This window comes from Marinomonas pontica (assembly GCF_036322735.1).
In the GTDB taxonomy this organism is placed as follows: domain Bacteria; phylum Pseudomonadota; class Gammaproteobacteria; order Pseudomonadales; family Marinomonadaceae; genus Marinomonas; species Marinomonas pontica.
The window spans coordinates 1,255,360-1,278,286 of record NZ_AP027271.1 but is presented as its reverse complement, the minus strand read 5'-3'; the positions used below and the strand labels follow the sequence as shown (position 1 = coordinate 1,278,286).

Below are 22,927 nucleotides of genomic sequence, written 5' to 3'. Positions count from 1 at the left end.
GAATAGTCGCTCTTGAATGTGTCCAAATTTATAGGCACACCCCGAATTGGCATTAGAGAGCAAACACGTCGCAAACTATGCCGAATTAAAGACCACGACAAAGCGAGCAACATGCCACAAACCATCAACATATCGCCAAGCACCGTATTACTAACAAGCGATCCCGCCTTACAGATCTCAGAAAGTTGGTTTGATCCTACATTTTGGCAGTCTAAGAATGCGCTTGCAGGCACCGGAAATGGACGTGGTGAAGTATGGTTCATCAACAGTGAATTTGGTCGCTTTGTGCTCCGTCGATACCGAAGAGGCGGACTGATCGCCAAATTCAATAAAAGTCGCTTTTTATTTACTGGGAAAAGCAACTCCCGCCCGTGGTTAGAGCTCAGCTTATTAGAAAAGATGAATGCGCTGAACCTGCCTGTGCCTCGGCCAATTGGAGGGCTATACTCTGTATCAACCGGTTTCTATCAGGCTCAGCTTTTAACAGAAACCATCGACGATGCAAAAGACCTCTTCGACATAATAAAGAGCGATCAACAAGAACACGTTAATTGGCAAGCCATTGGAAGCGTCATCAAACGCTTTCATGAGAATGGCATTTACCATTCCGACCTAAACTGCCATAACATCATGATAGACAAACAAAATAAAATTTGGGTAATCGATTTTGACAAATGTGAGCAGAGAACCCAGCAAGATGAATGGATGCAATCCAATATAGACCGTTTAAAACGCTCACTCGACAAAGAATCCAATAAACATTCAAATTTTCGCGTATCAGAAAAGCAATGGCTGGCTTTTTTGGAGGGATACCATGGCTAAACAAAGCACTCTCGATAAAAATATTTCTCACTTTTTGGGCCCAAAGCATTGGCCTACATGGATCGGCATAGGTATCGCCTATTTACTCAGCTTCCTTCCTTGGTTTGGTCAAAAATGGCTTGGCAACCTTTTAGGCAGCGTGCACTACGCACTCAGTTCAAACCGCAAAAATATCTGCCATGTAAATTTAAAGATTTGCTTTCCAGACATGACCGATAAAGAAAGAACCAAACTGGCTAAGGCGCATTTCAAAAGCATGGGCATTGGCGTATTTGAAATGTTTGCGACTTGGTTTCAAGACAGAAACAACACCGCCTCAAAAGTCGCGTTTAACGACCAAGATGTCATTGAAAAAGCCCTCAGCAAAGGAAAAGGCTGCATCATTATTGGCGCGCACTTTTCTTCAATAGACCTTTGCGGTACACACATGGCGCGATACATTGACGTCCACCCTATTTATAAGCTCCAACGAAACCCTGTTATAAACTGGGTCATGGAGCGCCAGCGCCAAGCTATTTTTTCGAAAACGATTGAACGCAGCAACGTTCGAGAAGTCATGAAATCACTAAAACAAAATAAAGCTGTGTGGTACGCCGTTGACCAAGATTACGGCCGCAAAAACTCAGTTTTCGCCCCATTTTATGGGCGTGACTGCGCAACTATTTCACACATCAGCCGGTTAGCCAAAACAACCCAAGCGGCAATATTGCTGTATGACTATGGTCGAACTGAAAAAGGCTATTTTCTTTCTCTAACTGAATTAGAAGATTATCCATCCGGCGACGAAGTCACTGACGCTACCACTATTAATGCACTGATTGAGTCTCAAATTAATAGCAAAAAAGAGCAATATTTTTGGTCTCACCGACGCTTCAAAACCCAAGTGGTCCCCGGCACACCAAGCCCTTATTCAAAATAAAGAAAAGCCACTGAAAGACAAACTTTCAGTGGCTTAATCTCCGCCATCCTAGCCTATACTAAGTCATCCCCTAAGAGACACTGTCTCGTACTTCAGCCATCAATCGCAATGATGTCAGCCTAGCATCCGCATTATGAACCGGCATAGAAATGATTAGCTCATCGACTTTTGTTGATTCAATGAAGCTAGACAACTGAAACGCCACAGACTCTTTAGATCCAACCATAGCGTATTGCAGCATGTGTTCAACCATGTGCTTTTCACTGGGCGTCCAAATGCCGTCCATCGTATCCACGGGTTTGGCAAATGGGCGATTTCGATTACGTCGCAAATTCACAAACTGCTGTTGAGCGGAAGTAAATAAATAACGTGCTTCCTCATCCGTATCCGCCACAACGGCCATTACGCCAGCCATGGTGTGAGGTTGAGGACATTGATCAGAAGGCTTGAAGTTTCGACGATACAGGGTAAGCGCTTGAATCAATTGATCTGGCGCAAAATGGGAAGCAAATGAATAAGGCAAACCAAATTCAGCCGCGACTTGGGCGCTGTATAAGCTAGAGCCCAACATCCATAGCGGAACGTGCGTGCCTCGACCAGGAACAGCCAAGACACCTCGCTCCTCATCGCCCAATAAGCGCTGAAGCTCTAAAACATCATCAGGATAACTGTCAACGGAGGCATCCATATTGCGACGCAACGCTCTTGCCGTTTGCATATCCGTACCGGGCGCTCGACCCAACCCTAAATCAATACGATTTGGGTATAATTCGGCCAAAGTGCCAAACTGCTCAGCAATGACCAAAGGCGAATGATTTGGCAGCATAACACCACCCGAACCAATACGTATCTTTGATGTTGCGGCACCAAGATGAGACAACACAACGGACGTGGCAGAACTTGCCACACCGGCCATACCATGATGTTCAGCAAGCCAAAAACGAGCGTAATTATGCTCTTCTGCAGCCATCACCATTCTACGGCTCATTGCCAAAGATTCAGCAACCGAATGACCATCAGCCACCGGCGCTAAATCGAGAATCGAAAGTGGGATCATAAATTTACCTATCTATAAATACTATGCCTACTATTTGGGACTTCTCTCTATCACTGCAAGCCCGCAATCATGCAGAAAATGCAGAAGCGCTCACCCGCCTTTAAAAGACGAGAGTAGTTTTTATCTGTTTTCCAAACGGTTGTAGTCCAAAATCCCACTTTCTCTTGGCCGATCTAGTTTATTCAGGTTAGCAATAGCATCACTGACAAACCAAAAATTAGGATGCGTTCTGCGAATCCCAAAGCTATCAAGTAACGCTGAATAATCGGCTCGTGTTTTAAGAGCCGCCACTTGGTTTGCCCAATCCGACAATTCAGACACTTCCACCTGCATTAAGACATTCGGATAGTCTCCAAGCACGCCTTTAGCCAAGGTCACCCCATCTTCGTTCGGCAACCTTGCCGCTTCTTCATCCAGTAAACTGGAGATATTCGCATGTGCTTTATTGTGTATCAGACTAATCACTTCCAAGGGATTGCCTTGCTGTGTTACCAATATCGTAGCCACATCAGGCAAATACACCAATCCACCACCACGCACCGTTTGCAAATGATGCAAAGCGTTTATTTGTTCAGCAGGTAGCTTACTCTGATCCAAATCATAACCATGATTCAACACGGCCGTCAGCTTACTTCTAAGCTTTTCATATAACTCTGATTGGTGATCACCCGTTGTGTATGTCACTTCTGACTGTCGATCGACCTTAATGTAATCACTGAATATGTAATCTTTAATGGTCTGATTGGCGTCTCGATACCAATACTTGCGTATAGCCTCTCGGTCTTCTTTTGGCAAGAAAAGAAGAAAGTTCATCTCACCTTCCATTCTCAGAAAATCCATGTACAAACGCGTGACCAACTGATGCCCAACATTTCCATACACATCGAAGCCAGCCACCAACAAATAATGAATTCTCTCCAATAACGGATAATCGATCACCCACGCGGTTTTCGGCTGCTGCCCAACCATCCCTTGAACCACGGACGCGTTGTCAAAATGGCGAAAAATAGTCAATGCGGCATTATCATTTTCCCCATCCCCATCCCAAATCAATTTTAGATTGAGCGGTGTCTTACCCGAATCGGCCTCTATTAACGCCGCCTTAGCAGACAAATAGGATTTTTGTTGCTCTGAGAAAATAACCCATGACGCCAGCGGCAAGGTATTACTAGATCCAACCGCAGGCAAGTCCAAATTCTGCACCTGAGTCTCTAAATAGTCAGTCGACCCTTTACCATACAGCGCTTCAGGGTCAATAAAGTAAACCCAAAACTGCTCATTAATCACATTCACTGCCACTTGACCACGACACACTGGCCCTTTAATAAACGCCATGATGGTCTTCTGAGAATGGTCTAATAAAAAGCGATATCGCGCATGGGCAGGTATTTCCCGAAACGCTTTAAATGGATTCGTGGCCACTTCTGGGTCATAGCCTGGGTCTCTGGTTACTTCATACTGTTCATCGTAAAAGTACGATGTCCAGCGAGCGTATCTCGCTTCATCCAGTTGCAAAGGAATATGGTTTTTTTGAACCTTCACTTCAGGGTCTAACCACAAACGATAGTAAACGTGATCCACTCCCGGAGCGTCATACGGACGTCGTGTTGCGATCCGGTCAATGGGTTCCCCCGGCGGAGTTTTAGAACGCACCAACTGAAAACGATACTGTTCACCCCCATCTAAATACAGACTGTATAAATAAAGGTGTTCATAAATATAACGGGAGACAAGTTGCGTTTTTAAGTCGTCACCATTTAAACGCGACTCCCATAACGCCACCTTGTCTTGCATTGCACTAGGCATCTGTGCCATTGCTGGCATTTTTCCACCTTTTGCCAGCCAGCGGGTCAGCACATCGTACTCTTCCGTATTCAAAGCAGGAAGACCGTATGGCATCCCCCATTTTGGGTAATCTTGTTCAAATTGCTTGTATTCTTCGATACTGACGCACTGCTGATCACGAGCCAAAGAAAAGTCATAACCCTCAGACAAAACAGGCTGATCAAAAGCGCCTTGCTTGGCTCGCAATGCTATCGCTCGATACAACAAACTGCCTTGCAAATTGGCAGCGGGAGATTGCTCTCTTTCATTCAATACCGGGTGGAAGCCCTTAGATCGCCACTCTTCAGTGCTTTTGGCATCGATAAACAATCGTGTCGGGGACGAAGCCAACAAACGAGTTCCATCATAAACCAGTTCTTTGGAGCCCCCTCTTTCTATTCCACCCACTGCGGTAAACTTCAGCTGACAGGGGGCGTCATAACACGCATGACAAGAAACACAACGGCTGTCCAAAATGGGTTTAACTTGGTCATTATAAAACGCGGCGTCTTCATTGCTGACAGCAACAACACGATTGGTTGTATTTTGTTCGCCGAATACCGAATCAAACTGATGTGTGGCATAAGCCGCACAGCCAGAAACCAAAGTAAGCAGACAAACAAACGTCAGCCATCGAGACATAAAAAAGATCCTCTTTTTTTATTTCATCTTTCTGTTAGAACGCAACATCGCAAAAGCAAGACAGAACGCAATACGGCATTATTAAAATATTCATTTGTTTCATCAGCAGCAGGCACAAAATAAAAAACGCCTTAACGGCGCTTTTTATTTCAGCATTTTACACACAAACCAACACGCTATGGCTTTTTACTCGTCGTCTACAATGCCGTCATCAGGATACTCATCCGACAATTCATAAGCATCATCACCCATATCGTCATTGGCCATCAATAGAGCTTCTTCATAAGCCCCACCAAATTCAATGCGAGTGATATCATAAAGATCGTATTCAAAGGTTTCATCAAACCAGCGCGCATCCGAACCAATTTCTTCTAATTCGTATGTCACTGCGTCAGCACGAACGACGCGTCCGATTTCACAGCTGTCTGGCTCAATCTCTTCGCGATGAAGGGTAACAAGACCAAATTCTTCACTAATATCGATCAGCAGAACTGCCAAGTCATCGAGCTCTACTTCAGGATCAACAACTTCTTCGCCACGAAGTGACAACACTTTTTTCTGGAAATCATTAAAGGGAGCAGGATGAGCAAAGTCGCTGATGTCTTCCAAAAACAGGATCTGATAACCATTCAGACGAACACTGTCATCCACCAATTGGAGCAAAACCATTTCTTCGTTGGCATCCACAACAAAACCGTCGGTCCAGCTATCTGGTCCGTCCAACTCTTCACGAAAAATGCGAACGACATTGTTTCGAGTGCGGGCTTTTTCCAATTCGATGAGCATATCGGCTCCCTAAAAAAACGTAAAAAAATAAACAATCGCTAGTGTAAACCTAGCCAGCGCAAGGAACAACTACTGCAGCACGTCGTGCCAGTTTTCAATCATGTTAATCAGATCATCCAAGCCACATTCGGCTTGAATCCCATCTGTCGACGTTTGATAAAAGCTGTCCTGGGTATCAAACATGGCTTTGATTTCTTCTTCTGCCGACGCCAGATCAATTTGTCGAGAAACCGATACACCCTCTTCACTGAATATTACATCAAAAGGACCATGTTTAAATTCAGTGGTCTCTTTTTCTGTCTCTGCCAGTCGAGCAGCAACCAACACTCGTTGAATACTTTCTTTATCACGAACGTACTCTGACACCCATTCGCCGATGGCGGCAAACTCATACCCTGTATGGATGCGATACACATTCTCGTCCTGATCAAAGGCAATTTCATAATCCATGACCGTGAACCTCACTGCTTGTCATCTTTGTTCTCATCTTGCTTAGTAACACCAGCTTGATCTGTCTGTTGTGTTTGGTTGTCGCGATAAGCTCGGTTGCTTGCTTGCTGTCGCTGTGGAATCGCCGCGGCTAACCTGGCTTGGCGCTCCGCTTCTTTTTTTGCTTTCGCCTCTTCAACCATACGTTCTTCCAACGCAATCATCTCAGGCGTTTCCATTACATAAGGACCAATTGCCCCCGTTCGGACGTCGTTTAAAAAAACCTCCGCCGCTTTGTGCATGTCAACTTTACCACCTGAGCGCAACGCACCGCGCTTAGAACCAATTACTTTCAATACTTCATATGGGTCTGTAGATACGTCTTTTAACTTGTAACGTGTCACCAAGGCATCCAAATAATCCGCAATAAAAAACTTCAACCCGGCCAACGCCACGTCTTCGTAATCAATCGCCGTGTCTCGCACCGCGCCCGTTACCGCCAAACGATAACTGGCATCGGGGTTTTCAATTTTGGGCCATAAAATCCCCGGTGTATCGAGGATTTGAAAACCGTTCGTCACTTTAAGCTTCTGCTGGGATTTGGTCACTGCGGGCTCATCCCCCACTTTTGCGACCCGTCGCCCTAACAAAGCGTTCATCAGGCTGGATTTGCCCACATTGGGAATTCCCGCAATCATGGCTCTGATTGGTTTTTCAGCACTTCCTCTATGAGGCACCATTTGACCAACCCACTGACTGATTTTCGCCACATCGGCTTTGTCTAACGTCGAAAAGGGGTGCGCTAAAACGGTCTCACTACCGCGCCAATGCTCTAACCATAAGTCTAGTCGAGCTTTGTCTGCCAAGTCTTTTTTATTCAAAAGACGAAGCACAGGTACATCACCCCGCAATGTATTAAGCATAGGATTTTGGCTGGAGTCAGGAATACGGGAATCCAACACTTCAATCACGATATCAACTTGCGTCATAACTTCTTCGATTTCACGACGCGCTTTATTCATGTGTCCTGGATACCACTGAACGCTCACCCTAACTCTCCCCTTTTAACCAAGCTTTTTTCGGTGGCGGATTCTACCACAACTTCATACAAGATAGAGAAAATACTCTGCTTATAAAGAAACGAACCTTCGCCTTTGAATTTGACCTTCTGAGAGAGACAACTCTGACGCAAGTCAAGGCAAGCTATAGCAAACACTCTATACTCATCCATTCCAGATTAAGCAAAGCAAGGAATCTGCACCGAGCTTACTCCGCTTAGTCTGGTTGTTCTCTCGATTGGACTGACGATCGATTCGATAGTCGAAAGGTCCATTAGCCGAGGCTGTGTGTGGCCTCGGCTTTTTTCATTTCTTCGTTAACGAACGCCAGCAAATCAGGATATAAGCTCAAAAATGGCAATCTAGCTTGCTCAATCACTGGCTCCAAATCGTCTACAAACGCCTTTAAATGCTCACCGTGCCGCCAACGTCGCATAATCGAAAATAACGCTTTTTCCACCCCATCAACAGTGCCTAAATTGGACAGCCAATTCTCCTTTTCTAAAGAACTGATCATATTTTTCAAGCGCTCTGGGCTACGTTCTTTATCGCGAACCAACCCAGTCAACGCCTGATGGCAAAAAACATCCAAAGGCGTTTGGCTAAAGCGTTCCCAATACTGGATAAGCCAGTAATCCATCGCGATATCTTGCACTATTCCTGCAAAACGTCGACGCCCTTTTCTTGGCATGGAACGAAACTGCACACTGGCATCATGTTGATCCACCATCACGTCCACCTTTTGGTGCAAACGCCACCCCATTAGTAGATCCGCATCCAGCTGTGCTGCATCGACCGGAAAATCCCCCAACAAATTGCCTACCCACGAGGTGTGAGTAAGTGAAGCAATGTGAAGGTGTGCAAAATAATTCATAGACGCCTTTATCGTTAAAACTCAGTTAAAAGAGAAAAGACAATGTTATCCAATTGCGTCAACGCACAGCGGACTGGCTGTCTTTTTAGTCTATTTTTTGTAAAAATGCTCAATTGTCATCTTAATGGTCAAGATTCACGCCCCTTGAGATACTCTCACTATAAAAATCATCGGCGTATGGATGACATTCATGACATCGACAAAGCCAAACCCAACGCGAGACCAACGAAAATGAGAATAAAGGTCATTATAGCCTGCTGCTTGGCATTCGCTTTAGGCAACCAAGCCATGGCAACCACACTTAAGATTGCTTTCGATACCGACCCCGTTTCATTAGACCCACATGAACAGCTATCTGAAAGCACATTGCAATTTTCGCATCTTGTTTTCGACCCTTTATTACGATGGGATCAAAATGGTCAATTTGAACCCCGACTCGCCACAAAATGGGAAAGAATTGACAACCATACTATGCGTTTTTTTCTGCGTAAAAACGTGACCTTTCGTACCGGAAACCCATTTTCAGCCAAAGACGTCATTTACACGATACAGCGTTTAAAAAAGTCTCCCGATTTTAGAGCCATGTTCGACACGATAGACACGGTTTCAATGGTAGACAATTACACCATTGACGTGCACACCACCTATACCAATCCTTTGCTGCTCAACATCATGACCTACGTTTTCCCGTTGGATAAAACGTTTTACCAAGACCAAGATCAAATTATTAAGTACGGTGAGACCTTCGCCTCTCAGCACGTTTCTGGAACGGGGCCATTTATTCTTGTAAACCGAGAGCTTGGAAGCCGCATGGAGCTAGACCGCAACCCGCATTATTGGGACAAAGACTCCGCTGGTAACGTCGACAAGGTCATTTTAACCCCCATTCGCACTGACTCGACCCGACTGGCAGCGTTGCTGTCAGGGGACGTAGACTTTATTTTCCCTGTTTCTCCCATTGATATCGAACGCACAAAAAAGGTGCCCAATATCCAGCTAGTAACACTGCCGAGCACCCGTATTTTACTGTTGCACATGAACCAAAAGCGCCGCAAAGAATTTCAAGACATTCGTGTCAGAAAAGCCATTAACCTTGCCATTAACCAATCCCTTATTGTCGACAAAATACTAAAAGGTTACGCAACGCCTGCAGGCCAGTTAAGCCCAGACCGCTTTTTAGGCCACATCAACAATTTAGAGCCTGAATATAACATCACTGAAGCTTTGGCATTAATGAAAGAAGCCGGATACGAAGACGGCTTTAGAATCAGCATGATGGCCCCTAACAACCGCTATATGAGTGACGAAAAAGTCGCACAAGCAATCAGCGCCATGCTGTCTAAAATCCACATTGTTGTCGACCTTAAAACCCTACCGAAAGCTCAATACTTCAAAGAGTTTGATAACCGCAGTGCCGACATGATGATGCTCGGCTGGCAGTCAGACACCATGGATTCCAACAATTTATTTGAATTTATTATTGCCTGCACAGATGCCAAAACCGGCATGGGCGCTTATAATGCCAGCGAATATTGTAGGTCTAACATTGACGATGACATTCGCCAAGCAAACCGAGAGATGAACCCCGAACGGCGCCTTAGACTTTTGCAGCAAATAGAACGCACCTTATACAAGGATGCCGCCATCGTGCCGCTGTATTGGCAGTCATTGACATGGGCAGCAAAAGACAAAGTCAAAATCAAAGACATCGTGAACGATCAAAACTACCCTCATATAGGAGACTTATTCATTGAAGAATAATCAACACCGTCAACTTGTGAGCGTGTTTAGTCGGATAGAAAACCCGTTATTGACCAGTGGAAGCACCCTCACCTTATGCTGATTTTTTTACTGCGTCGCCTCATGCAAGCCTGCTTTGTTATGGTCATTATCAGTGTGATCAGTTTTTCTATCCAAGACAAATTAGGTGACCCCGTTCAGCAAATGGTGGCCATGACTGTCTCGCCAGAAGAACGCAATAAACTGCGCAATGAACTGGGGCTAAATGACGGCTTCTTTGTTCAGTATTGGCGGTTTGCGAAGGGCGCTGTTCAAGGCGATCTTGGCACTTCCTATTACTATAAAGAACCCACCCTTGATGTGATTTTAGAAAAGCTTCCTGCCACATTAGAACTGGCACTTTGCGCCATTATTATTGTCATTCTTGTGGCCACTCCATGCGGCGTTCTTGCTGCTATAAAGCCCAAACACATTCTATCTCGATTGCTGATGGTCATCAGTTCTATAGGGCTTTCCGTGCCTATTTTTATCATCGCCATTCTAATGGTCTACATATTTTCGATAGAATTAAACATGGTGCCCAGCTTTGGTCGGGGCCAAACCACCGAAGTATTCGGCCTATGGGAAAGTGGGCTCGTCACCAAAGACGGTTTAAAACATTTACTGTTACCAAGTTTATCCCTTGCCATTGCCCTAATGCCTATTTTTGTTCGCCTAATCCGTGCCGAAATGATGGAAGTGTTGCAGTCTGAATACATTCGGTTTGCATGGTCAAAGGGGCTGTCAGCGCCACGAATTTATTTTGTCCACGCCTTAAAAAACACCATGCTGCCTGTCATTACGGTCGGTGGCATTCAAGCTGGAACACTGGTTGCGTATACCATTTTGACAGAAACAATTTTTCAATGGCCAGGGATGGGATTCTTATTCATGGACGCTGTAAGTCGGGTAGACACGCCACTGGTTTCGGCCTATTTGATCGTTGTTGGTGGAATTTTTGTAATTACCAACACGTTAGTGGATTTGATCTACGGCTTAGTAAACCCCACCGTACGTTTAGCGAGCCATGGACTATGAAGTACTCGAAAAAAGACCTCATTCATCCGGTTTCTGGCAGCCGCTGGAGCCATATTTTATCGGGTTTTGTTGGCGACAAACTGGCCATGTTGGCGCTGATTATCTTTCTCTTCTATTGCCTTGTTGCCCTACTGGCTCCCTTGGTTGCCCCCTTTGATATTGTCGACCCTGCGTTTATGGATTTGATGAATTCCGAGATTGCCCCTAGCTGGATCAGTGGAGACAGCCGATTCCTATTAGGCACAGACGCCCAAGGTCGCGACCTACTGTCGGTTATTTTATATGGCACGCGACTTTCACTCACCATCGGCATTTGCGCTGTTTTGATTCAGGCCACCTTAGGCATCTGCATTGGTCTGGTGGCGGGGTATTTAGGTGGCCGTATCGACAATTTTTTAATGCGCTGTGCAGACATTCAACTGTCTTTTTCCAATATGATGGTGGCCATTGTGTTTTTAGCCATCTTCCAATCCTTGTTTGGTATGGCGCGTTACCAACAACTGGCCATGGTCATCTTGATTCTTGTTATTGGTTTAACCGAGTGGCCGCTTTTTGCCCGTACCATTCGAGCCTCTGTGTTAGCGGAGAAGCAGCAAGAGTATGTCGATGCGGCGCGAGTGATGGGAATCAGCTCAAAACGCATTATGTTTCGACACATTTTGCCCATGAATTTACTGGGCGATTGGTTGCGCGACCATCTAAATCCAAGGACGTATAAAGACTAATATGAATTTATTAAGCGTCAGCCATCTACACGTCAACTTTCACATGAAAAAGCAGGAACTGGCTGCTCTGATTGACGTCAGCTTTACCCTTAATCGCGGTGAGCGAATTGCGATCGTGGGTGAATCGGGGGCAGGAAAATCCATTCTTGGCTTTTCTATAGTCAACTTGATTGGTAAACCAGGTTACATCGAATCAGGTTCAATTAAATTAGAAAACAAAGAACTGACAACCATGAACCTTCGCCAGCTTCAGGAAGTGCGAGGCAAACGCATTGCTATGATTTTCCAAGATCCAATGATGACGTTAAACCCCGTCTTGACCATTGGCGATCAACTGGTGGAAACCATCCGCAGCCACACAAAAATTTCGTACAAAGATGCGCGTAACATTGCCATTGAAAAACTGCACAACGTGCAAATTGCATCTCCCGAAAAGCGCTTTGATCAATACCCTCACGAATTATCTGGCGGGATGAGACAACGGGTTATCATAGCGTCTGTGCTTTTATTGAACCCAGATATTATTATTGCAGATGAGCCCACTACCGCCTTGGATGTGACTATTCAAGCCGAAATTCTCCAGCTGTTATTGGCCATTTGCCGAGATAACGGCGTGGCGCTTATTTTGATCAGCCATGATCTTAGCGTGGTCTCTAAAGTGGCTGAACGAACCCTAGTCATGTATGCCGGTCATATAGTAGAAGAAGGCCCGACATTGGAAATCATCAATGATCCTCAGCATCCTTATACCCAAGGATTGCTAAACGCCTTGCCTCAGATGACGTTACCTGGCCAACGCCTCAACCAAATACAAGGCAGCATGCCCTCTTTGACCGAGCGCCCATCCGGCTGTGCATTTCATCCTCGATGCCCTTACGCCACACAAAAATGCCGACAAGAACAACCGCAGTTTATTTACAACGGTGTGTCCACTGTGGCCTGCTTTATTATAGAAGACATGTTGAATGAATTTTCAGAGAATGAAAAGGAGGCATTGTAATGGCAACGCCTCTTATTCAAATTAGCGGCCTCGAAAAAGCCTTTACCACCAAGGAAAGCTGGCTGGGACAATGGCGCCTGCATCAAGGCAAACTCACCCGACACAAAGACAGCGTTCATGCACTGAATGGCGTGAACCTTACAGTCAACCAAGGAGAAACACTGTGTGTGGTCGGGGAGACGGGGTGCGGAAAATCAACGTTAGCACGGGTCATTATGGGGTTAACCAAACCCAGCGCCGGTGAAATCCACTATCTTGACCAACGCATCGATCTACTTAACGATCGTCAACGTATGTTTTTCCGTCGTCGTATGCAAATGGTGTTTCAAAACCCATACGCGTCACTCAACCCCAGAATGACGGTCTATCAAACGCTGAGCGAGCCAATTTCCTTCCATAATCCACAACTGTCTCAATCTCATGTGGATGAAAAAATTGACGAACTTCTAGAGTCTGTGGGCATCTCGGCGTCCAGTTCCGACCGTTACCCTCATGAATTCTCGGGCGGTCAACGCCAACGTATTAGCTTGGCTCGCGCTTTGTCCGTAGAGCCGGATTTTATTGTCGCGGACGAGCCTTTGTCGGCTTTGGATGTGTCCGTGCAAGCTCAAGTTCTCAATCTAATGATGGACAAACAAGAAGAGCGCAATCTGAGCTACTTGTTTATTACGCATGATTTGGCGGTTGTAGAGCACTTTGCCACTCGTGTGGCCGTCATGTATTTAGGGCGAGTCTGTGAACTGGCACCCACAGCCACTTTGTTCAGCTCACCAAAACACCCATATACACAAGCCTTGCTATCGGCGATTCCTCGATTAGACAGCAACACAGCGCAACCCATTCGACTCATTGGCGAAGTACCAACCCCAACGGAAAAGCCCATCGGATGTGTTTTTCAAGCGCGATGCCCTTATGCCAATCAGCGGTGTTACGAATCCTCACCCGCTATGACGTTACAAAGTGATGGCAGCAGTGTGGCATGTCACGCTATTGAGGAGGGTCGTCTATGATGCTCGCCTTTTTCTCTTCTGCTCGTCAGGAGGCCTCATGGAAATAAGATGGCTTGAGGACTTTATCGCCCTAGCGAAAACGCGCCATTTTTCGCGGGCCGCGGACGAACAAAACGTGACACAGCCTACGTTTAGTCGACGCATTAAGTTACTGGAAGAAGAAATGCGCGTCACGCTTATTGACCGCAACACATTGCCTCTGTCATTAACACCTGCAGGCGAAGTGTTTCTGCAAAGCGCCGAGCTGATTACAAGACAATTAAGGGATACGAAAGAGCGTTGCCAAGAGATCCGCAAACAGGAAGAATCCCAAGTACGCTTTGTCACAACGCAAACTCTATTCCTGAGTTTTTACAAAGAAGTGATCGAACCCTTTTGCCAAAGTATCGACATGGATCTCGACATCAATATGAAGTCGAGTTCTTGGTTGGGCATTGATTTTGTGAACTCATTAATGGATCAACAATGCGACATCATGCTGTGTTATTGGCATCCGGCGATTAACTTCATTCGTGCGCTTGATGATGAACAGTATGAACATTTGGTGATTGCCGAAGAAACACTCATTCCTTGTAGCGCGACCGACGCAACGGGTGAGCCTAAGTTCACGCTGCCAGGCGCCAAACGTAAGCCATTACCCTATATTGGCTATTATGAAAATTCATTCCTGCAACCGGTGATTCACCACCACCTACAAAGGCAACGAGACATTCCTCAGCTGCAAACACTGTCAGAGAATTATCACTCTGTCAGCATCAAAGCCATGGTAAAAGAAGGTTACGGTGTGGGTTGGATCCCAAAACGCCTCATGTTAGACACCCTAAATTACGGGAAAGTGGCGTTGGCGGGCGAAGAAAACTGGCACATCCCCTTAGAAATACGGTTGTACCGTTCAAAGTTCAATCAGAACCCCAATCTAACGCAATTTTGGGAAGCGCTAAAACACAAAATCGCTCGCAGTGGATCACTTTAAACCACCGCGAGCGACTGACTTTAACCCATCATTATCTCGGTTTACAGATGCTGTTCTTGCTCGTTCAGCGCCACCATAATTGGATCACTTCCCATTGAACGAGCGCCCAACGCTTTGCTAAAAAGATAGCCCTGTCCGATGTCGCAACCGTATTCCCGCAACAACGCTAACTGTTCGTTGCTATCAATACCTTCTGCAATCACTTTCAAACCCAAACTGTGACTCAGACTAATAATCGCTTTTGTTAATGCGGCGTTATTGTCATCTTCAATAATATCTCGAATAAATACCTGATCTATTTTGACATAATGAAAGGGGAAGTTTTTCAAATAGCTCAAGCTGGAATATCCCGTTCCAAAATCGTCAATCGCCAGTTTCATACCAAGACGACTGATCTGTCGTAACAGTTCGGCACAACTTTCAGCATCTTCAATCAAAATAGACTCGGTGACTTCTATTTCCAACAAACTGGGATCCACCTTATATTTATCTAGCAAGGCCATTAATTTAGGTAAGAAATCCACGCGTTTGAGCTGCGCCGCTGAACAATTAATCGCAATGGGTGGCACAGTAATACCTTGCTCTTGCCACTCTATAATGTGGCGGAAGGCTTGTTCAAATACCCAATCCCCCAAAGGCAAAATAATCCCACTTCGCTCCGCGATAGGAACAAATTCAGCCGGAGAAACAACACCTAATTCTTCGTCTTCCCAGCGTAACAAGGCTTCCATACCCACACATCGCTCGCTCATCAAATCGACTTTGGGTTGAAAGTGAAGTTCAAGCTTTTCATTTAGCAACCCTTGTCGCAAACGTGTTTCTATCCGCACATTGCGAGCAAACCGCTGCCCCATTTCACCGTCGTAAAAATGATACGTTGCACGCCCTGCTGTTTTGGCTTGATATACCGCCATGTCTGCATTTTTAATCAAGGTCACTGCATCTAAACCAAAGTCAGGAAACAAAGCCACACCGATAGAGCAACCGATGTCCAATGTCAGGCCATCGACAAAATAACTCTGACTGATCTTATGAATAATGTCTTTTGAGAGCGTATTTAGTTGCGGCATTTCTTGATGGTCACTTTGCACCAAAATCACCAAAAATGCGTCACCGCCTAGGTAGCCCACTTCGGCATTTTCAGGCAAGACCGACGTTAACCGTTCAGACACTTTGACGAGAAGCTTATCTCCTACACCATGCCCGAATGCGTCATTAATGGTTTTAAAATGATCCAAATCTAAGATCATAGCGGCTAATTTTTTGTCGGTCTTTTTACAACCAACAATAAGCTCACTCAACCTATGTTGTATCTGATAACGACTGAAAAGCCCGGTTAGTTCATCAATTTCAATACGCTTATTTACGGTGTCCAACATGGCAAAATACGTTAGCGCCAGCTTTCTTGTATAAAATGCTAAACACAACCCTAATACGGTAAACAGCAATACGGGCATTAAAATCAGCCACCAATGCAACTGACTCTGAATGCTTTCAATGTAACGTGTATCGACTCGCCACTTACGCCCAGCAATTGCAATCGTTGACGAATTGTACTCTCCTTCTTTCCATGCGTTGTTTGATGAATCAGCAAACCAAATTGGTGGGCCCTCTGTGATATCGCCCATTCGGTAAAAGAGGGTTTTGTTCACCAATGGCGCAATCTGATTGAGTAAATCGTCCACGTTAAAATAGGCGCCTACCATACCGTGAAAACCAATACTGTCGGTTATTTTAGAAGGGCGAACATCAACAGAAAGATAAATGGGGGCTCTAAAAATAAAGGTATCCAGAAAAGAATTTTCCGCATCCTCTGCAAAAGGTGATAACGAGGGTTGCGATAGAGCCACATCCGACGCATTACGAACCGCTTGAATAGACGCTACATATTTATAATCTGGGTATAAAAGGTCATAGCCATAAACAAGCTTATCTGGGTACCCCAGTGTCAGGGGTAAATATTCGGCTCTGTCACCTTCTGGGTGAATCGTAAAATCGCTGTTACCCAGCAAAATTCTTTGCTTAATTTCATACTCATTTTTTTTGCTCAGCGGAACATATTGAGCAGAGTACAAGCTCATCTCATGAGTACTTACTAAATTACGAGCAAAACGGGCAAAATGTTCCGATGTCACCTCTCCTTTACTCGACTCGATTAAAGCCACGACGGCCGAAAACTCAGATTTGTATTGCGTTAAGGTATTGTTTAGCTTTTCTGTGAAATGGGTTCCAAGCGCTTTTTGGTCGATGTAGGCATGCTCAGACTCTTCCCAATACATCGCAAAACTGATGATCACACCACATAAAAAAACAACACTAAAAACACTGGCAGGCGCCTTTTTACTCTTCACGTGGTTTCTTAATGAAATCATTGTTTACCTATGGATGTTTACCAGTTTCAAATGAAGCCGTCGGTTCCTCTATGAACCTTACCTAGTCACTTTACCTAAAAACCATAAAACCAACACGGAATAATTATCGAAGAAAAGTATTTACCGCTGTTTTCTGGTATTCTTCGCGTATTATTTATTCTAATAGACAGGCCTTTTGTGACCCAATTCAATCACACCTTAAATACACTACTTCCAACTAAATTAACCGCCTTGCTTTCTGACATGGGGTTCACTACGTTCACGCCTATTCAAGAGCAAAGTTTACCGCCGATGATTGAGGGTAAAGACATCCTAGCTCAAGCTCAAACGGGCAGCGGTAAAACCTTAGCCTTTGCAATTGGCCTGTTGCTTAAGATCAACCCTCGTTTCTTTGGCGTACAAGCACTGGTTATGTGTCCAACTCGCGAGCTTGCTGACCAAGTCTCTAAAGAAATTCGTAAAGTGGCTCGTTTTCAAGACAACATCAAAGTACTTAGCTTATGTGGTGGTATGCCGTTTGGACCACAAATTGGGTCTTTAGAACACGGTGCGCACATTGTGGTTGGGACACCTGGGCGTTTGATGGAGCATTTACGCAAAGGCACTCTCAAGCTAAACGCGTTAAATACTCTGGTATTGGACGAAGCCGACCGAATGCTAGACATGGGATTCGTCGATAGTATTCGTGAAGTGGTTGAGCTCACACCAAATAACCGCCAAACCCTGCTTTTTTCGGCTACCTACGGCGATGGCATCGAAGCCATTAGTACAGAGTTTCAAAATGCCCCTGTTAGTATCAAAGTGGAAGTTCAAGAAGACCTTAAACCAAATATAGAACAATTTTTCGTTCGCAGCGAAAACAAAGACAAATGCGAGACGCTTTTGGCGGCGTTACAACACTTTGAACCTCGTCAAGCGATCGTATTCTGTAACACAAAAGCGGAGTCTCAAGTCGTTGCAGATTGGTTAGCGGAACACAAAGTTGCTGCGCAAGCCATTCACGGTGATCTTGAACAAAGGCAACGCGATCAAGTATTGGTTCGTTTCAGTAATCAGAGCAGCTGTGTATTAGTGGCCACTGACGTAGCCGCTCGCGGTATCGACGTAAAAGAAATCGACCTTGTCGTGAACTATGACACCACTCGTGATACCGACGTGCACACACACCGTATCGGTCGAACTGGCCGTGCAGGCGCAGCAGGTATTGCCGTCAATCTTGTAACATCAAAAGACGACTACAAAGTGCGAGATATTGAAACTCGGTTTGGCATCACCGCCAACTTTATTGAATTGGAATCCCTCGATCCGCACTATCGTTTGATACCACAGAAAACCACCATTTCATTTGACGCAGGTAGAAAAAACAAGCTTCGCCCAGGCGATATTCTTGGTGCATTAACCGCGGGTCTAGGATTGGACAAATCTCAAGTCGGCAAAATCGATATTTTCGATTTTCATGCTTATGTGTCCATAGATAACGCCGTTGCCAAAAGCGTTGTTAAAGAATTTGAAAACAAAAAAATCAAAGGCAAAAACATTCGCGCTCGAATCCTTCGCTAATGTTTACGCGCTTACCCACATCGTTCTGGTTTACTCCGACAGCGCAAGCTGTCGGTTTTATCATCGGTGCAGTGATTATACTTGTTGCCACTCTAACCCCTGCCGCTCAACTCCCTCCTGTGCCTGGTACAGACAAACTTCACCACATCATCGGGTTTGGTGGATGGGCCTTATTGTGTGCCTTTGGGCCTTTAAAACGCTTTTTAAGCCTCGCCATGCTGATCATTCTTTTGGGCGGTGTTGTCGAAATAATTCAGCCTTATGTGAACAGACATGGTGAATGGCTGGACTTTTACGCCGACGCTTTTGGCGTGTTCATAGTAGTAATCATCAAGCTAGGCGCATGGATTTTTTCGAAACGGACGCAAAGGATGGATGAAAGCCTAAAAAAGACCTGATAAAGTATAACCACTCGGTCAAATATCTTTTTCAAAACACACGACAACCGCTAAGAGAGACATATGAGCCATTTAAAAGCGTGGCGCTCCGCCATTGTTCACTGCATTGCCGACCCAAAAGATGTGGGCATCAGTGCAGCGTATGAATACTTTGAAGATGGCTTACTGGTCATTGAAGACGATAAAATCTATGCGTTAGGTCACGCCAAAGACTTACTTTCTTCACTTCCTCAAGGCACCGTCGTAGAACATCATCCTGATGCCATCATCACCCCTGGATTCATAGACACTCACATTCATTACCCGCAGACAGACATGATTGGCTCCTACGGTGAGCAGCTGTTAACTTGGTTGAATACCTATACTTTTCCAGAAGAAAGTAAATTCAGTGACAAAGCTCATGCCAAAGAGGTGGCGGAACGTTTCCTTAGCGAACTACTTCGCAATGGCACCACCACAGCACTTGTATTTGGCACCGTGCATAAAGTGTCCGTAGACGCCTTTTTCGAAGCGTGCGAAGTACACAACTTACGCATGATTTGCGGCAAAGTCATGATGGACAGAAACGCGCCAGATTACCTGACCGACACACCAGAAAGCAGTTACCAAGAAAGCAAAGAACTGATCGATACATGGCACAATAAAGGCCGACTGCATTACGCCATCACCCCTCGTTTCGCACCAACAAGCTCCGACGAGCAGTTACAATTGGCGGGTAAACTGTTAGGCGAATACAAGGATGTGTACATGCATACACACTTATCCGAAAACAAAGACGAATGCGCTTGGGTACAAGACCTATTCCCACAAAGCACAAACTATCTGGATGTTTATGATCAACATAAACTCCTGAGCGAACGATCTGTGTTCGCTCATGGCATCCATTTGTGTGACAGCGAATACCATAGATTGCATGAAACAGGATCAGCGATTTCATTTTGCCCAACGTCCAATTTATTTATTGGTAGCGGCTTATTCAAATTAAGCAAAGCAGAAGAGCATAAAGTGAACGTGGGTCTTGGCACCGATGTCGGTGGCGGCACCAGCTTCTCTATGCTACAAACCCTGAATGAAGCCTATAAGGTGATTCAGCTGCAAAACGAAAACCTCAACCCAATCAAATCTTTGTATTTATCGACCCTAGGCGGTGCGAGAGCGCTTCGCTTAGAAGATAAAATTGGCAACTTGGCGGTGGGCAGTGAAGCTGACTTTATCCTCCTTGATAAAAAAGCCACGCCATTATTAAAATCACGCTTAGCTCTTTCTAAAAACATAGAAGAAAGCCTATTTGTTTTCATGACCATAGGCGACGACCGAGCAATCCAAGCGACGTATTCTGCAGGAAAGTGCGTACATCAACGCTAGAGCCATCCAAAGTAAACTTAGCAAATACAAAAATGACCAGGTTACATCTCTGTGAACGTGGTCATTTTTTTATATAATCACTGCTATTATTTTTCAATTTAGCACAAATAGTGAGCACTCATATTATGCATTCTCTTGCTACCGTCGCCCTTGGCGCTTTCGCCATTATCTTCTTTTGTGCCGCACTCATCGTCGGGTTAATCGTTCTTAAAAAATACAAAGCCGAACAAATACGACTCAATGAACGTGCAAAAAAACGCGCCTATGCCAATCAGAATCAGCCTAAATAATTGATGACTACGGGTACAAGCGAACAATGCCGCTTTTTCCTTCAATGTCGCCTAAAATCCACACTTTTTCGAACGCATGTGGGATCGGCATGGTTATACAGTGCTCCAGCGCTTTAATGTCAGATTGAGTCCACGCCGGGTGAGTATTACGAATCACCAACCAAACACGATGGGTTTCATAACGTTTACTGGCTTTGTTTTCCAAAATTTTATTGAGCGCTCGCAGTAGGCGTTCGTCCGCAGGTTCGTTCTTTAGCGTTCGAAGCACTTCGCGTGTTGCCGGGCTTAAGTCACGTCCCAACAACTCCATAGCCTCTTCTTCAGAACCATACAAATGCGCAATTTCCAGATCTAGGCGTTCCCCTTCTAACATACAAGACACATCAGGACGTATTGGATCATTGTGCCAAATATGACGAATATGCTTGCCGGTATTATTTTCATAACAACGCATAAAAAGCTTAGCCGCTTGATGTTCAAGCTCTATTTTTTCTTGCTCACTGTTATGCATAAAACTGTCTCCTTCTCCCTAAGACGACTCACGAAATAAGCCATCTTATAAATTACGCAAACGAATCACAAAGATTAAACATTATCCAATCACTTCCTTATTTCATGCACACATTCGTAAACGTAGCAATATAAAGCCTGAGTATAATACTCAGCTATTATTAGGGACCGACCTAGTTCTTCCCTCTAAACATCCTATTTTCTTGGAAACGCTATATGGAAAATGCACACAACAGCACCGCTGCCTCCGGCATGGGGTCAAAAGAGTTCACGCTTTTAGTCGCCTTGTTAATGTCTATCACCGCGATTTCTATTGATGCTTTATTGCCAGCCCTTGGCATTATCGGCAACGAATTGGGTGCGGTGACGGCAAACCAACCACAACTTCTTATCAGCATGTTGTTTTTGGGATTGGCATTAGGCCAATTGGTTTGTGGCCCGTTGTCGGACTCTTTGGGCCGTCGCCCCATTCTGTTTGGTGGTTTTGCCCTGTATTTGGTTGGCACTATTGTGTGCTACCAAGCCGATAGTTTGGAATTACTCATGTTGGGACGCTTTATTCAAGGCTTAGGTGTGGCCGGCCCTTATATTTCGGCTATTTCGTTGGTTAGAGACTTGTACCATGGCGCTCAAATGGCACGCATCATGTCTTTGGTAATGATGATCTTCGTCTTAGTTCCAGCGATTGCCCCAACACTAGGCCAAGCCATTATGTTTGTATCAGACTGGCGTGGCATTTTTGAAATGTACCTCGTCTACGCAGCTTGCTTGATTGTTTGGATTGGCTGGCGCTTAAAGGAAACCTTACCAAAATCTAATCGTATTCCTTTTACACAAAAAGGCTTTTATGAAGGCTTTAAAGAAGTCGTAACGAATAGAATCACAGCAAGTTACACCATTTGCATGGGGCTATTTTTTGGCAGTTTTATTGGTTACTTAAACTCATCACAACAAATTTTTCAGGTGCAGTTTAAAACCGGTAACCTGTTTGCACTTTACTTTGGGCTATTGGCGCTGGTGCTGGGATTTTCGTCTTTAATCAACTCCCGCATTGTCGAAAAACATGGCGCAAAATACATCGCTTTTAGAGCCATCTGCGTGGTCGTGATTACGTCCATCGCCTTCTTTGCCTTGCACGCAGTTGTTACCATTAGCTTATGGATGTTCTTAATCTACGCTGCCATTTTATTCTTCTGCTTTGGCTTGCTGTTTGGCAACGTAAACTCTCTAGCTATGGAGCCCATGGGACATGTCGCCGGCATTGCTTCTGCGGTAATCGGTTCCGTCTCATCCATTATGTCCATGAGCATCGGCACGGTAATAGGCCAGATGTACAACAACACGTTAATGCCTATTTCTGGGGGGTTTGTCATCATGGGAACGCTGGCCTTATGCCTTATGTACTGGGCAGAGAAAGGCAGAGTAGAAGAAGTCAATGAAATATAAAATTTGAGGGTAAATAGCGGAAGTTGTGAAGTTAGTTTTTTTGAGTATAA

The 22,927-nt window shown here is 45.0% G+C and carries 21 protein-coding genes; 13 read left to right on the top strand and 8 right to left on the bottom strand.

The features are described from left to right. The first annotated feature begins 18 nt into the window (after positions 1 to 18). Together AABA11_RS05980 and AABA11_RS05975 are read left to right on the top strand one after the other, a co-directional pair. On the top strand, positions 19 to 822 hold the full coding sequence (locus tag AABA11_RS05980; protein ID WP_338266253.1) for a 3-deoxy-D-manno-octulosonic acid kinase: 804 nt from the start codon (positions 19 to 21) through the stop codon (positions 820 to 822). Beyond that, positions 815 to 1,741 carry a lysophospholipid acyltransferase family protein gene (locus AABA11_RS05975; protein WP_338266251.1) on the top strand — a complete coding sequence of 309 codons (927 nt, stop codon included), beginning with the start codon at positions 815 to 817 and terminating at the stop codon, positions 1,739 to 1,741. The genes AABA11_RS05980 and AABA11_RS05975 overlap by 8 nt, the downstream gene beginning before the upstream one ends. Before the next feature lie 70 nt (positions 1,742 to 1,811). Here AABA11_RS05975 and AABA11_RS05970 read toward each other — a convergent pair whose 3' ends face one another. The 6 genes from AABA11_RS05970 to AABA11_RS05945 all read right to left on the bottom strand — a co-directional run bounded on the left by AABA11_RS05970 (position 1,812) and on the right by AABA11_RS05945 (position 8,411). Next, positions 1,812 to 2,798 (bottom strand): LLM class flavin-dependent oxidoreductase, encoded by a 987-nt coding sequence (locus AABA11_RS05970; RefSeq protein ID WP_265729178.1) that lies wholly within the window; start codon positions 2,796 to 2,798, stop codon positions 1,812 to 1,814. Positions 2,799 to 2,918: 120 nt separating this feature from the next. Continuing rightward, positions 2,919 to 5,264: a fatty acid cis/trans isomerase gene (locus AABA11_RS05965; RefSeq protein ID WP_338266248.1), complete on the bottom strand. Its 2,346-nt coding sequence runs from the start codon at positions 5,262 to 5,264 to the stop codon at positions 2,919 to 2,921. Positions 5,265 to 5,450: 186 nt separating this feature from the next. After that, positions 5,451 to 6,050, bottom strand: a complete 600-nt coding sequence (locus AABA11_RS05960) for a hypothetical protein (protein WP_338266246.1) — start codon at positions 6,048 to 6,050, stop codon at positions 5,451 to 5,453. A 69-nt stretch (positions 6,051 to 6,119) separates the two neighbouring features. Beyond that, on the bottom strand, positions 6,120 to 6,500 hold the full coding sequence (locus AABA11_RS05955; RefSeq protein ID WP_338266245.1) for a YacL family protein: 381 nt from the start codon (positions 6,498 to 6,500) through the stop codon (positions 6,120 to 6,122). Positions 6,501 to 6,511: 11 nt separating this feature from the next. Continuing rightward, positions 6,512 to 7,528: a ribosome biogenesis GTPase YlqF gene (ylqF, locus tag AABA11_RS05950; RefSeq protein WP_338266243.1), complete on the bottom strand. Its 1,017-nt coding sequence runs from the start codon at positions 7,526 to 7,528 to the stop codon at positions 6,512 to 6,514. A 283-nt stretch (positions 7,529 to 7,811) separates the two neighbouring features. Beyond that, positions 7,812 to 8,411 carry an acyl carrier protein phosphodiesterase gene (locus AABA11_RS05945; protein ID WP_338266241.1) on the bottom strand — a complete coding sequence of 200 codons (600 nt, stop codon included), beginning with the start codon at positions 8,409 to 8,411 and terminating at the stop codon, positions 7,812 to 7,814. Between the two features lie 177 nt (positions 8,412 to 8,588). Here AABA11_RS05945 and AABA11_RS05940 point away from each other — a divergent pair, with 177 nt between their 5' ends. The 6 genes from AABA11_RS05940 (at position 8,589) to AABA11_RS05915 (ending at position 14,936) form a co-directional block, all read left to right on the top strand. Then, complete coding sequence (locus AABA11_RS05940; protein WP_420915690.1) at positions 8,589 to 10,172, top strand: ABC transporter substrate-binding protein; 1,584 nt, start codon at positions 8,589 to 8,591, stop codon at positions 10,170 to 10,172. 75 nt (positions 10,173 to 10,247) lie between these two features. Continuing rightward, positions 10,248 to 11,228, top strand: a complete 981-nt coding sequence (locus AABA11_RS05935; protein WP_338266239.1) for an ABC transporter permease — start codon at positions 10,248 to 10,250, stop codon at positions 11,226 to 11,228. Then, positions 11,225 to 11,953 (top strand): ABC transporter permease, encoded by a 729-nt coding sequence (locus AABA11_RS05930; RefSeq protein WP_338266236.1) that lies wholly within the window; start codon positions 11,225 to 11,227, stop codon positions 11,951 to 11,953. The genes AABA11_RS05935 and AABA11_RS05930 overlap by 4 nt, the downstream gene beginning before the upstream one ends. 1 nt (position 11,954) lies before the next feature. Beyond that, on the top strand, positions 11,955 to 12,953 hold the full coding sequence (locus AABA11_RS05925) for an ABC transporter ATP-binding protein (RefSeq protein WP_338266234.1): 999 nt from the start codon (positions 11,955 to 11,957) through the stop codon (positions 12,951 to 12,953). Further along, the gene (locus AABA11_RS05920) at positions 12,953 to 13,963 is read left to right on the top strand and encodes an ABC transporter ATP-binding protein (protein ID WP_338266231.1); all 1,011 of its coding nucleotides are present in this window, start codon (positions 12,953 to 12,955) and stop codon (positions 13,961 to 13,963) included. Before AABA11_RS05925 ends, AABA11_RS05920 begins: the two co-directional genes overlap by 1 nt. A gap of 37 nt (positions 13,964 to 14,000) precedes the next feature. After that, on the top strand, positions 14,001 to 14,936 hold the full coding sequence (locus AABA11_RS05915; RefSeq protein ID WP_265729167.1) for a LysR family transcriptional regulator: 936 nt from the start codon (positions 14,001 to 14,003) through the stop codon (positions 14,934 to 14,936). 41 nt (positions 14,937 to 14,977) lie between these two features. Here the strand turns inward: AABA11_RS05915 and AABA11_RS05910 are convergent, their stop codons facing one another. Further along, positions 14,978 to 17,287, bottom strand: a complete 2,310-nt coding sequence (locus AABA11_RS05910) for a bifunctional diguanylate cyclase/phosphodiesterase (RefSeq protein WP_338266229.1) — start codon at positions 17,285 to 17,287, stop codon at positions 14,978 to 14,980. Between the two features lie 198 nt (positions 17,288 to 17,485). On the opposite strand from AABA11_RS05910, the gene dbpA reads away from it, so the two are divergent. From dbpA to AABA11_RS05890, 4 genes are all read left to right on the top strand, one after another. Beyond that, entirely contained in the window at positions 17,486 to 18,868 is a 1,383-nt protein-coding gene (gene dbpA, locus AABA11_RS05905; RefSeq protein ID WP_265729166.1) for an ATP-dependent RNA helicase DbpA, read from the top strand. Then, positions 18,868 to 19,266, top strand: coding sequence for a VanZ family protein (locus tag AABA11_RS05900; protein WP_265729165.1), 399 nt, complete (start codon positions 18,868 to 18,870; stop codon positions 19,264 to 19,266). The genes dbpA and AABA11_RS05900 overlap by 1 nt, the downstream gene beginning before the upstream one ends. Positions 19,267 to 19,329: 63 nt before the next feature. After that, on the top strand, positions 19,330 to 20,631 hold the full coding sequence (gene guaD / locus AABA11_RS05895) for a guanine deaminase (RefSeq protein WP_265729164.1): 1,302 nt from the start codon (positions 19,330 to 19,332) through the stop codon (positions 20,629 to 20,631). 110 nt (positions 20,632 to 20,741) lie between these two features. Then, complete coding sequence (locus AABA11_RS05890; RefSeq protein WP_265729163.1) at positions 20,742 to 20,921, top strand: hypothetical protein; 180 nt, start codon at positions 20,742 to 20,744, stop codon at positions 20,919 to 20,921. 7 nt (positions 20,922 to 20,928) lie between these two features. On the opposite strand, the gene AABA11_RS05885 is transcribed toward AABA11_RS05890, so the two are convergent. Next, positions 20,929 to 21,432 (bottom strand): hypothetical protein, encoded by a 504-nt coding sequence (locus AABA11_RS05885; RefSeq protein WP_265729162.1) that lies wholly within the window; start codon positions 21,430 to 21,432, stop codon positions 20,929 to 20,931. A gap of 215 nt (positions 21,433 to 21,647) precedes the next feature. Here AABA11_RS05885 and AABA11_RS05880 point away from each other — a divergent pair, with 215 nt between their 5' ends. Next, positions 21,648 to 22,877 (top strand): multidrug effflux MFS transporter, encoded by a 1,230-nt coding sequence (locus AABA11_RS05880; RefSeq protein WP_265729161.1) that lies wholly within the window; start codon positions 21,648 to 21,650, stop codon positions 22,875 to 22,877. The last annotated feature ends 50 nt before the right edge of the window (positions 22,878 to 22,927 follow it).

Bases quoted from the DNA above. Each gene is read 5' to 3' on its own strand.
- guaD (WP_265729164.1), top strand. From the start codon at position 19,330: ATGAGCCATTTAAAAGCGTGGCGCTCCGCCATTGTTCACTGCATTGCC.
- AABA11_RS05970 (WP_265729178.1), bottom strand. From the start codon at position 2,798: ATGATCCCACTTTCGATTCTCGATTTAGCGCCGGTGGCTGATGGTCAT.
- AABA11_RS05915 (WP_265729167.1), top strand. From the start codon at position 14,001: ATGGAAATAAGATGGCTTGAGGACTTTATCGCCCTAGCGAAAACGCGC.
- AABA11_RS05930 (WP_338266236.1), top strand. From the start codon at position 11,225: ATGAAGTACTCGAAAAAAGACCTCATTCATCCGGTTTCTGGCAGCCGC.
- AABA11_RS05960 (WP_338266246.1), bottom strand. From the start codon at position 6,050: ATGCTCATCGAATTGGAAAAAGCCCGCACTCGAAACAATGTCGTTCGC.
- AABA11_RS05965 (WP_338266248.1), bottom strand. From the start codon at position 5,264: ATGTCTCGATGGCTGACGTTTGTTTGTCTGCTTACTTTGGTTTCTGGC.
- AABA11_RS05925 (WP_338266234.1), top strand. From the start codon at position 11,955: ATGAATTTATTAAGCGTCAGCCATCTACACGTCAACTTTCACATGAAA.
- AABA11_RS05975 (WP_338266251.1), top strand. From the start codon at position 815: ATGGCTAAACAAAGCACTCTCGATAAAAATATTTCTCACTTTTTGGGC.
- AABA11_RS05920 (WP_338266231.1), top strand. From the start codon at position 12,953: ATGGCAACGCCTCTTATTCAAATTAGCGGCCTCGAAAAAGCCTTTACC.
- AABA11_RS05900 (WP_265729165.1), top strand. From the start codon at position 18,868: ATGTTTACGCGCTTACCCACATCGTTCTGGTTTACTCCGACAGCGCAA.
- AABA11_RS05885 (WP_265729162.1), bottom strand. From the start codon at position 21,432: ATGCATAACAGTGAGCAAGAAAAAATAGAGCTTGAACATCAAGCGGCT.
- AABA11_RS05935 (WP_338266239.1), top strand. From the start codon at position 10,248: ATGCTGATTTTTTTACTGCGTCGCCTCATGCAAGCCTGCTTTGTTATG.
- AABA11_RS05880 (WP_265729161.1), top strand. From the start codon at position 21,648: ATGGAAAATGCACACAACAGCACCGCTGCCTCCGGCATGGGGTCAAAA.
- AABA11_RS05940 (WP_420915690.1), top strand. From the start codon at position 8,589: ATGGATGACATTCATGACATCGACAAAGCCAAACCCAACGCGAGACCA.
- AABA11_RS05955 (WP_338266245.1), bottom strand. From the start codon at position 6,500: ATGGATTATGAAATTGCCTTTGATCAGGACGAGAATGTGTATCGCATC.
- AABA11_RS05945 (WP_338266241.1), bottom strand. From the start codon at position 8,411: ATGAATTATTTTGCACACCTTCACATTGCTTCACTTACTCACACCTCG.